The 11768-nt window shown below is 46.6% G+C and carries 6 protein-coding genes and 3 rRNA genes; 1 reads left to right on the top strand and 8 read right to left on the bottom strand.

The genetic code is table 11. The annotated features are described in order from the left end of the window. Positions 1–168: 168 nt before the first annotated feature. The 8 genes from IT291_05640 to IT291_05605 all read right to left on the bottom strand — a co-directional run bounded on the left by IT291_05640 (position 169) and on the right by IT291_05605 (position 11136). Positions 169–501 carry a DUF4143 domain-containing protein gene (locus IT291_05640; GenBank protein MCC6220706.1) on the bottom strand — a complete coding sequence of 111 codons (333 nt, stop codon included), beginning with the start codon at positions 499–501 and terminating at the stop codon, positions 169–171. Positions 502–730: 229 nt separating this feature from the next. Then, the gene (locus IT291_05635; GenBank protein MCC6220705.1) at positions 731–922 is read right to left on the bottom strand and encodes a hypothetical protein; all 192 of its coding nucleotides are present in this window, start codon (positions 920–922) and stop codon (positions 731–733) included. Further along, positions 906–1187 (bottom strand): BrnT family toxin, encoded by a 282-nt coding sequence (locus IT291_05630; GenBank protein MCC6220704.1) that lies wholly within the window; start codon positions 1185–1187, stop codon positions 906–908. The genes IT291_05635 and IT291_05630 overlap by 17 nt, the downstream gene beginning before the upstream one ends. A gap of 230 nt (positions 1188–1417) precedes the next feature. Next, positions 1418–1768, bottom strand: coding sequence for an RNA-binding protein (locus IT291_05625; protein MCC6220703.1), 351 nt, complete (start codon positions 1766–1768; stop codon positions 1418–1420). A 101-nt stretch (positions 1769–1869) separates the two neighbouring features. Then, positions 1870–1980: ribosomal RNA gene (gene rrf / locus IT291_05620) — 5S ribosomal RNA — on the bottom strand. A 125-nt stretch (positions 1981–2105) separates the two neighbouring features. Further along, positions 2106–6201 (bottom strand): 23S ribosomal RNA (locus tag IT291_05615). 398 nt (positions 6202–6599) lie between these two features. Beyond that, positions 6600–8123, bottom strand: a 16S ribosomal RNA gene (locus IT291_05610). The 16S, 23S and 5S rRNA genes sit together here, the layout of an rRNA operon. 421 nt (positions 8124–8544) lie before the next feature. Further along, entirely contained in the window at positions 8545–11136 is a 2592-nt protein-coding gene (locus tag IT291_05605) for a hypothetical protein (GenBank protein MCC6220702.1), read from the bottom strand. Between the two features lie 21 nt (positions 11137–11157). On the opposite strand from IT291_05605, the gene IT291_05600 reads away from it, so the two are divergent. Beyond that, on the top strand, positions 11158–11768 hold a 611-nt coding region (locus IT291_05600), incomplete at its 3' end, for a hypothetical protein (protein ID MCC6220701.1).

The following is an 11768-nucleotide window of genomic DNA, read 5'->3' as shown; positions in this document are numbered from 1 at the left end:
CCATTCAGTCATCAAGGGTAAATATTTACTAGGCACTACAAAACGAAATCAGCAAAAATCAAAAATTTTGCCAACAATTTCGCATAGTTGGAATTTACGCACCTTTTTCCTCCGCGGAAGTCAGGAGTGTCTAAGATCCTCTCCATCTATTTTCTCGCTCGATTTAATTTATACAAGTGCAATGGGGCATCCGGGCCGCTCGATAATCAGATCTATCTCCGCGTCATCCTTGGTCCGCAAATAACTAAAGGAATAATTTTTCTTATTATAGGAATTGAGCTTTAGGATCTCGTTTACAATAAACGTTTCAAATAGTCGGCCAAATTCAAAAGTGCTCTTATGTAGTCCAGTCGCAATAGTTCTCGAGAGCGTTCGCACAACGCCGGTATCGAAGAGATAAAACTTGGGATTTTTTCTCTGCTGTTTTCGTATCGACTGATGATAGGGAGGAATAATAGTTCCGAGCAATGTGTCCTGAAGAATTTCAAAGTAACTCTGCACACTGTTAGGACTAGTTCCCGCATCCTGGGCAATTTTTCGGTAATTAATTATTGCGGAAAAATCTATTAGATTTTAATGGGTTAAGAAGTCTTTTAAGCATACTTAAAATTTAGCGGCTAAATTTGAAACATGATTAACATATATCGCCGCCGCGTTAATGACAATGCGCGTTATATGCTTAACATCTAAGGAGAAAAGGAAAGTAGACTAGCAGAGCAGCACCCCGTGCCTAAGCACGTTTTTTTTTGTCTTTTGCGAGATCGACTGCATCAATAATTGACCTTAAGACCTGATTAATAGCACGAGAGCTAGAAAAGCGTTTGATTATGTCGGGGTCGAGTTTTACCAAATTACTACCCTGACAAAATCGCTTGTAGTACTTTGCGCGAACGCCCTTAGAAAAGTCATATTCCTTCTTCATATTGCCTCTTTTCTTTACTTGTAGCTTTACGCGCACTAATTATACGAATCTTATTAGCTCGGTCGGTGTGGCACACAACTACCACAAGACCAATAACCGATAATCCAATTGTAACATATCTATCCTCATTCTGGGAGTTGTTCTTATCATAGATTGTCAGCGCAAATGGATCTCCAAACACCGTTGCCGCTAGTTCAAATGAAACACCATGTTTTCGAACATTAAAGCGAGCCTTATTTTCGTCCCATTCAAAAACAAGCGACATGTTTACAAACTAACCCCCATCAATGTGTTCGCTGTTCGCCGTTAGCATAGTAGCTAAAAAATCTAAGGCGCGACACAGGTAATGGCACCTCTGCTTAGGCCTTAAAAGGGAGGAGTAGGAGAAGAAAATTACCTTCTTCTGCTCGATGCAGAATTATGAAAGAAGCGAAAAATTGAAATTGGGAATGCTTTTCTTAGCATTCCCAACATTGCAATGCACAATTAGGCTCTTTACCAGTTGTCTCGACGACCTGAATCCCTGCTATCTCTACCACCACGCCCACGTCCACCGCCGCCTCGATTTCCACCACCACCGCGCCTTTCTCCTCCACCAGATTCACTCTTAGGCCGAGCCTCATTCACAACGATTGCCCTGCCTTTAAGCTCGGAGCCATTAAGTCTCTCAATAGCCTCCTCGCCCTCCGGCCCAGAGCCCATCTCGACAAATCCAAACCCGCGAGATTTGCCTGTATACTTATCGCTTATTACTTTAGCTGACACTACAGTGCCAAATGCCGAGAATGCCTTTTCCAAATCCCCATCCACCACCTCATAAGATAAATTTCCAACGTATATATTCACTTGTCTTTTCTCAATCAATTATAGCCAACTCACAAAAAAATCTCCCCTAAACGACCCACATCAACTTCTAGAACTGAGTCACTCAGAAGAGATAAAAAAATTCCTGGCAGCGTCCTACTTTCCCACCAAACAGTAGTATCATCGGCGCTAGAGAGCTTAACTGCTGAGTTCGGAATGGGATCAGGTGTTTCCTCTCTGCTATGGCCACCAGGAAAAAATCGTTAAACAAAAGTAGAACGAAGCGAAACTGCGGCCAAAAGCCCATTAGCTTTGTAGTATAACAGACTATTGCCTAAAAGTCTCTCATAAACAGCGCAAAGTAAAAAAAAAAAGAGAAAAGATTAAGACTCACGGCCAATTAGTACCGGTAAGCTAAACGCATTGCTGCGATTACACACCCGGCCTATCAACGTTCTGGTCTTGAACGGGCCTTTAGATCGTCGACATTCCCAAAGGAAATGCCGAACAAAAGGGAGAACTAATCTTAGGTAGGGCTTCCCGCTTAGATGCTTTCAGCGGTTATCCCTTCCGTGCATGGCTACCCTGCTATGCTCTTGGCAGAACAACAGGTACACTAGAGGCACGTCCGTTCCGGTCCTCTCGTACTAGGAACAGCTTCCTTCAATTCTCCTGCGCCCACGGCAGATAGGGACCGAACTGTCTCACGACGTTCTAAACCCAGCTCGCGTGCCACTTTAATGGGCGAACAGCCCAACCCTTGGGACCTACTCCAGCCCCAGGATGTGACGAGCCGACATCGAGGTGCCAAACCTCCCCGTCGATGTGAACTCTTGGGGGAGATAAGCCTGTTATCCCCGGGGTACCTTTTATCCGTTGAGCGATGGCCCTTCCATAAAGAACCACCGGATCACTAAGACCTACTTTCGTACCTGCTCGAGCCGTCGCTCTCGCAGTTAAGCGGGCTTTTGCCTTTACACTCGACGGCTGGTTTCCAATCAGCCTGAGCCCACCATTGTGCGCCTCCGTTACTCTTTGGGAGGCGACCGCCCCAGTCAAACTACCCACCAGACGCGGTCCATCTCAGGGATTCACCTGAGTATGTTAGAACCAAGGAACTACAAGGGTGGTATTTCAAGGGTGACTCCATAAGGACTAGCGTCCCTACTTCGCTGTCTCCCACCTATCCTACACATGCAATTCCCGGGCTCAGCGCCAAGCTATAGTAAAGGTCCACGGGGTCTTTCCGTCTTGCCGCGGGTACTGCGCATCTTCACGCAGAATTCAATTTCACTGAGTCCCTGGTCGAGACAGTGGGGAAGTCGTTACGCCATTCGTGCAGGTCGGAACTTACCCGACAAGGAATTTCGCTCGATTCACTCCTATATTGTTTCCAATAAGGTCGGACTTTATCTTAATTGGCCTCGATTAGGACCAATCCCAAACGTAAAGTCTCTGAGGGTTCCCGTTCATTACGGGCCTTCCCTGCGGATTGCCCCCTTGTCCGTAGGATTTTTACTGCCAGTCATAACAAACTGACGAGTACCTTACGGCTGTGCGAGGGTGTTCCCGCATATAGTTTGGTTTTACTAAGGCAACGATATTCACCTTAGGACCGTTCTTATTTGTTACTCCTCATTAGCGCTTAATAGCAAACCAATAAGGGGCTAAATCGTTTCCGCTTAGCTCTTCATATCGCTATGAAGTTCGGACTATATCATCTTCTTGGCTTTCCAAGAGTCTGGCGTATAGTCTCTGAGGATTCCTAAAATCTTGCTAGAATTTCTTGATCCGAATATTTACGCTTTCCACCGTCATTCATATCTCTCCTAATTGATAGAATCTCCTCCACTCCTTCTCGCGTAAGATGTCTTTTATCCAACATAATTTCCACTAGTTGTCTAAATTTCGCAAAATCTCGCTTTTTCTTTGCCGAAAGAAACGAGAATTTTCGAAAAAATGGCACTACATTCTCGGTAATGGATACTAAATTATTAACTTCGTAGTACCAAACACCATCGCTGCGCACCCTCATGGTGCCACACTGCAAATGCCTTTTAAATAGCGCAAGAATAACTTTATCACGCTGCGATATATTGAAGCACAAGGATACTTTCCAGGGACAACAATAATCTTCGCGCTGACGAAAGGACACATTAAAACTCCCCTCTCCATCAGCAAAGCCAGCGAGATAATACCCAATCCGCGCGGGAATCATATTGACATTCAACATAAAACAACACTCTAACAAAGACCTTAAGTCTTTCCTGCTGATTATCCGCACCAAACAGATTATTACTATATGGTAAATAATTAAATAACAATTATCTATTCCAAAGTACCGTTGGATACACCGGATTTTCCAGCATATAGCCAGATTTTTTTTCGTAACTACAACTGTCCTGCCTCAACGTTCGTCGAGACATTGTTTACTTAATTTTATAGTTACGGCCGCCGTTCACCGGGGCTTCGGTTCAATGCTTCACGCCGAAGCGTTGACAAATCCCCTTAACCTTCCGGCACCGGGCAGGCGTCAGACCCTATACATCCTCTTACGAGTTAGCAGAGTCCTGTGTTTTTAGTAAACAGTCGCTACCCCCTGCTCTCTGCGACCTCTTCGAGCTTAGGACGCGAGGTCCCTCACCCTAAGGAGGCCTGCCTTCTCCCGAAGTTACGACAGTAATTTGCCTAGTTCCTTAACCAGGGTTCTCTCAAGCGCCTTAGTATTCTCTACTCGCCCACCAGAGTCGGTTTGCGGTACGGACAGAATTTCACAGACTTAGAGGCTTTTCTCGGAAGCGTGGGATCAATCACTTCTCCTTGGCCGAGGCCTCAGATTGTCTCGCACCTCGGCATATATGGCAAAGCGGATTTTCCTGCTTCACCTGCCTACATGCTTTCCCCGGGACATCCATCACCCGGTAGACCTACCCTTCTCCGTCCCCTCATCGTACGAAGTAAAATCCTGGTACGGGAATATTAACCCGTTTTCCATCACCTACGCCATTCGGCCTCGGCTTAGGACCCGACTAACCCTGAGCGGATGACCCTGGCTCAGGAAACCTTGGGCTTTCGGCGACAGGGTTTTTCACCCTGTTTATCGTTACTCATGTCAGCATAATCACTTGTTAGCAGTCCACGCGTCCTTACAGTCACGCTTCAACCCGCTAACAACGCTCCTCTACCATCTTGCCCGCCTTATTTAAACTCACTATTTAAATTTAATGAACTTAAAAAAGGCGGGCAGATCCGCAGCTTCGGTACAATGCTTGAGCCCCGTTACATTTTCGGCACGAGCGCACTTAACCAGTGAGCTGTTACGCTTTCTTTAAAGGATGGCTGCTTCTAAGCCAACCTCCTGGCTGTCAATGTGTTCTCACATCCTTTGACACTTAGCATTGATTTTGGGACCTTAGCTGGCGGTCCGGGTTCTTTCCCTTTCGTCCGCGGACCTTATCACCCGCGAGCTGACTGCCGTGCTCGACTACAACGGTATTCGGAGTCTAGTTAGGTTTGGTAGGCTGGTAGGCCCCCTAGCCTATTCAGTGCTCTACCCCCGTTGCATATACACGACGCTATACCTAAATATATTTCGAGGAGAACCAGCTATCTCCAGGTTTGATTAGCCTTTCACCCCTATTCACAGCTCATCCGATAATTTTTCAACATTACCCGGTTCGGACCTCCACTAGGTGTTACCCCAGCTTCATCCTGGCCATGAATAGATCACCTGGCTTCGGGTCTGCCCCCTGTGACTGAAACGCTCAGTTAAAACTCGCTTTCGCTACGGCTCCATCTTATCGACTTAACCTTGCCACAGAGGCGCAACTCACTGACCCATGATACAAGAGGTACGCAGTTCCACTGTTACAGAATAACATAGTGGTTCCACTGTTTGTAGACACACGGTTTCAGGTACTATTTCATTCCCCTCATCGGGGTTCTTTTCACCTTTCCCTCACGGTACTAGTTCGCTATCGGTCGCCAAGTAGTATTTAGCCTTGGATGATGGTCCACCCAGCTTCCAGCAGGATTCCACGTGGCCCGCTGTACTCAGGAACATACTCACCGCCATTGCCAATTTTGCTTACGGGGCTATCACCCTCTGTGGCAGAGCTTTCCAGCTCATTTCAACTATCAACTTCGGTCGGCTTTATTGCATGTCCTACAACCCCGTTCGAACCGAGGTTCAAACGGTTTAGGCTATTCCCAGTTCGCTCACCGCTACTACGGGAATCTCTTTTGATTTCTCTTCCTCAGGATACTTAGATGTTTCAGTTCTCCTGGTTCGCCCTTCCGCCCCCTCCGAAGAGAGGTCGAGAAGTAACTGGCTTTTGGCCAGTTGAGTTTCCTCATTCGGAAACCTCCGGATCGTAGCTTATTTAGCAGCTCCCCGAAGATTATCGCAGCTATATCGCGTCCTTCATCGCCTCTTAGCGCCAAGGCATCCTCCGTGTGCCCTTAGTAACTTAATCTTTTCTCAAAAATCTTTTGCCTTAAATCGCCCAAGGCAGAACAAAACTAACGTTCTACCTCTTCGATTCTGTAGAGATCTTTATTCACTTGAGAAACTTTTTCTCAGTTTCGCTTCGTCTACCAATATTCAAATCTTCAAAGAACAACCCAGTCGACCAACTGTCGCCCTGAGTGGGCCAAAAGCCCGGTCTCTCAAAACTAGGCTGAGTAGTCTAGCCGCTTAAACAGCGGCAAGAGAATTACACTTAAACAAATGTGAATCGTAGAGATAAAACTACCGAATAAAAATGTTTTTAAATGAGCGATCATCACAACTGACAATCTCCCTAATTATTTAGGGTAGCCTTATGGCAGCAATTAGATAAAACTAAGCGCATATTCATAAGGCAACTCCCTTAAAGGAGGTGATCCAGCCACTGCTTCCGCAACGGCTACCTTGTTACGACTTCACCCCAGTCACTAGCCGTACCATAAACGCCTGCCTCCCGAAGGTTAGCTCAACGTTTTCCGGTACAACCAACTCCCATGGTGTGACGGGCGGTGTGTACAAGGCCCGGGAACGTATTCACCGCGGCATGCTGATCCGCGATTACTAGCGATTCCAACTTCATGGAGTCGAATTGCAGACTCCAATCCGAACTGAGAGAGGTTTTTTGCGATTAGCATGCTCTTGCGAGTTAGCAACGCTTTGTGCCTCCCATTGTAGCACGTGTGTAGCCCTGGGCATAAAGGCCATGAGGACTTGACGTCATCCCCACCTTCCTCTGGCTTATGGCCAAGCGGTCCCACTAGAGTCCCCAACTAAATGATGGCAACTAGTGGCAGGGGTTGCGCTCGTTGCGGGACTTAACCCAACATCTCACAACACGAGCTGACGACAGCCATGCAGCACCTGTCACCGGGTCCCCGAAGGGAACCCCTGCTTTCACAGGGTAGCCCGGGATGTCAAGCCCAGGTAAGGTTTTTCGCGTAGCATCGAATTAAACCACATGCTCCACCGCTTGTGCGGGCCCCCGTCAATTCCTTTGAGTTTTAATCTTGCGACCGTACTTCCCAGGCGGGATACTTAATGCGTTAGCGACGTCACCGAAATTATTAGGAATTCCGACGACTAGTATCCATAGTTTAGGGCGTGGACTACCAGGGTATCTAATCCTGTTTGCTCCCCACGCTTTCGCGTCTCAGCGTCAGAAACGAGCCAGAAGGCCGCCTTCGCCTCCGATATTCCTCCTGGTATCTACGGATTTCACCCCTACACCAGGAATTCTACCTTCCTCTCTCGCACTCTAGTCTACCAGTATCCAGTGCACTTCCGGGGTTAAGCCCCGGGCTTTCACACCAGACTTAGCAAACCGCCTACACGCGCTTTACGCCCAATAATTCCGAACAACGCTTGCACCCTCCGTATTACCGCGGCTGCTGGCACGGAGTTAGCCGGTGCTTCTTCTGCAGGTACCGTCAGGTTTCCCTTCTTCCCTGCTGAAAGGGCTTTACGACCCGAAGGCCTTCGTCACCCACGCGGGATTGCTGCATCAGGCTTTCGCCCATTGTGCAATATTCCCAACTGCTGCCTCCCGTGGGAGTCTGGACCGTGTACCAGTTCAAGTGTTGCTGATCATCCTCTCAGACCAGCTATCCATCGTCGCCTTGGTGCGCCATTACCACACCAACTAGCTAATGGACCGCAGCCCGATCCTTTCGCGGCTTGCGCCTTTACCAAAGATAACCGCAGTCACCTTTAGATCATTCGGTATTAGCCCCGGTTTCCCGGGGTTATCCCCAGCAAAAGGGTACGTTAGCTACGTGTTACTCACCCGTGCGCCACTCTACTTGCTCCCCGAAGGGAACTTTCGCGTACGACTTGCATGTTTGAAGCATCCCGCTAGCGTTCGTTCTGAGCCAGGATCAAACTCTTCAGTTTGATAAAAATCTCTACTTTTTGGTTAAAAAGAATTCTGTTTCGAGATTCCCAGCTGCTTCGCGCCCTCTGCAATCAATAGACCAGCCTAACAAGACCGCTAACGACAACAGGAACGCGCAAATATCACTCATTACGGAAAAACAAGTTTCCATAGCGGTAGTAATTCACAATTTAATGTGTATTCTCTTCTACTCAACCTAGATTTCAAAGACCAGCGCCTATCTGCCTATATTTAAAAAGGCATCAGCCATCGCTTTCAGCCCATGGCTGAAAAACAGTTCGGCAATACTGCACCAATCGCCCTTCGAACACAATAGCCACAAGACATTTTTTTTAAAAAAATCTAAACAAAATAAACCAACAAAAACCATAATATATAAATACTTAAGTTGTTTATAATTTAAATGCTACAATTACGCCCTTAAGCCGCACCTAGGTTAATGACGCAGTCAGCCCTAGAAACAGCAGTTGGATCGTGGGAAGAGAACAACAGCGAAACTCCTCTTGTAGTTAATTTAAAAACCTCGTCCATTGCTATACTAACCTCATTTTTATCTAGACCGCTAAAAGGCTGTTCCATTACATACAACGTTGACGACATCCCCTCTGTCCTAGAAAGAAGGCGCGAAAGAACTAAGCGCTGGAATACGCTATAGGAGACCATCTCCAAGCTCGCGCCCAGGACGACGCCACCTAGACCAAGTCTTTCGAGAACTCGCAGTTTCGATAGAATAGCAGCATTGGAACGAAATAATACCAAAGCATTTGCTACGCTACAGCGCAAAACTTCGTCTACTGAATTTAGCCCCAAAAGAACCTTTAAAACCCTCGTCTGATATCTTCGCCCGTAACAGTCCTCACAAAATTCACAACTATAGCCCAAAAAATCCAGATCCAAGACCCTATATCCCAAACCCTTACAGGCCTCGCAGCGCCCACTAGGCTTTTCGAGCGAAAAATCGCTACCCTTCAAACCCGCCTGCCGTGCTGCCGGCAAGCTCGCAAAAACTTCGCCTATATCATCGGCAACTCCCACGAAGGAAGCTACGGTATTGTGCTGCCTACTGCTATCCACTCGATCCCGTCCATCGCAATAAAGACATCTTTGCAGATTTTCAAATCCGCTAATGTCAGCAGACATCGGCTTGCCTTGTTTGAACAATTTAAAATTATTGCAGATTATATCTCGCATGAGAACCGTTTTTCCAGAACCAGCAGGCCCCACCATTGCGACCAAGGCGTTAAGGGGAATTTTTATTTCCAATTTGTCACCACGACAAACCCGCCTATCAGAAGGTACTACACTTATTAACTTGCACTTGCGACCGAGTCGCTTTGCCCTACTAAAACAAAGCTTCTCAGTACTGCTACCCCCAAGACCAGGCCAGCAGCTAACTTCTCCTTGAAACGCCACGGAGGCCCCTTCCGCTCCCTTAGTCCATTCTAGCTCAATTAGATAATCAGCCCCTCTAATAAAACTTTCATCCCTCTCTACCACCACTAACGTGTTGCCCTGCTCAACAAGAAGGCGACAATACTTCCGAAAAAGTTCTAAATCGCTCGGATGAAGCACATTGCTCGGTTGCTCCACTATAAACATAGTATCTACCGACTTTTGAAAAAAAAACTTGGCAACAAGCAGCTTATAAAACTCACCTTCAGAAATGACCTCAAGCCGACTAAATAGTGTGAGATTGCCGAGCCCCAGTTCGCATAAACATTGCAAAGCACTTTTTAACCTTTCGAGCTCATCTATCGCCTCGTCCCCCCTTATCTCCGTAGGCACTTTCAGAGCGCCAAATAAGTCATCTAACGGCAAACCGCAAAGCTCTCCTAGTGTTCGACCAAAAAGAAAACTATTTAGAGCGTATTCACTTAATCCAGTACCAAAACATGTTTCACACGTAGCCCACACACTTTTAACTTTTTTCCCAGCTCTTCCGTTACACGAACTACAAACGCAAACCGGCGATGAGCGCTGAAACAACTCCATAGAAAGCGAAGGATAGCCCCGCAGACACCTAATGCACATGTCTCCTCGGCTTACGTAACGCAGCGATGAAACAGGAGTTCCATCCCCAAGTCCACTAGCTACGGCGCGACTAGAACGTTCGATTAACACCGCTAACGTGACGCCCAAAGAAAAGCTCTTATCTAAAGAGTCCATCACCCTACCCTTTAGCTCGGACTGATTTAGGCTTAACTCGATACTATCGACTATGGCGATAAAATCTCGTATTTCTCCAGTTCTAAGCTTAAGAGCCTGGTAAAAACGCCGCTCCTCTTCATCTAATTGCTGTTCGCTAAAACTATCTAAATCTTTCGCGCTGAGATCCTTAATCGGCAATTTATAAAGTGCCCCATCGACAAAAAACCGCCTATACCCAATCTGGCGCAGCTTTTCCACCAAGGCGACCGCCTTAGCCCAAGCCTCTGACTCCCCTCTTGTCCTAACAAAATTAGCTTCAAGCGATCTAGCTACGGCAGAAAAACTTTCATTGCGAAAAACAGCCCCTATGAGATAAATAGCTCTGCCTCCGCTAGAAATATCAGCATTGTCTGTCGCAGTAATTTCTTTCCAAACGGCTAGTGGCCTAGCGTCTACCAGCTTATCACCGCAATTAGTACAATGCGAAACTCCATAATGCGCTAAGCTCTTTAAGAACAGCGCATCTAAGCCAAGAAATTTGCATAGGGGCTGATCGGTCGGAACTTCACTTTTTACGTCCGAAAGACTAATAGCCGGAAGTAACCCGCTCACCTCCTGGCATTTACTCCGCGACAATAACTCCATTTTGCTTCTACTGCGTCCGCTAGGTAAAATTCCAGAAGCAATCCTTGCTCTTGCCTCTGCATAAATTGTATTTATAACCAAAGAGGTCTTCCCAGTAGACGTAGCACCTGTTACAACACTAAGCTTTCGATGAGGAATGGCAATGTCAACTGACGACAAGCCACCGGTGCAGATTTTCGAAATGCGTAAACAACTACTTGCTGGCAAAGATTTTGTCATAAATTTAACAAGATAAGTTTTGTGCCCTTGCTTAACATAAACCCGTTTAGAATCTTGCCCATTACCTTTCGCGCTGCTCTAGCGATAACTCTTTCGTTTGTAGCTATAAGATATTTGGCAACACCGCTAAGCGATATCGTAGCCCATCTAATTGGCATTGGCATGTTATCGCTGATCCTTCTTTCGCTAATAATTTGCACTATAACTAAAAGGTATCTGCTAAAAAACCTCTCTGCGAAAATATACTTCGATAACGAAAATATTATATCCAAAATCGATACCCAGGCTGGCATGGAGATACAAAACGCCAGCCTTCCTCCTTTCTTTAGCTTAAGCGTTAAAAGACTTTTTAGAAACGAGGGGACTATTTCGCCGACTCATCTACTAACAGGTCGCCTACCAAAAAGACATCTCATGGACAGCGTCTACTTCCCACATCGCGGAATTTGGGCTCTTGATGGAATCGAACTACGTTTATGTGACAATTTGGGCTTTTGCTCGTTTCAGTGGAAGATTAATATCGATGCGTCAGTAGAAGTATCTCCAGCCTTGGCCCCTATAGGACACCTACCAATCATTGCTGCTAGCTCTCGCTCGGGTGATATGGACAATTTTTCCAATGTCCGCTCTGG

The sequence above is a fragment of the Deltaproteobacteria bacterium genome (assembly GCA_020845775.1).
In the GTDB taxonomy this organism is placed as follows: Bacteria; Bdellovibrionota_C; UBA2361; order SZUA-149; family JADLFC01; genus JADLFC01.
Note: the sequence above shows the minus strand (reverse complement) of the source record. Positions and strands in the feature narration are given on the sequence as shown.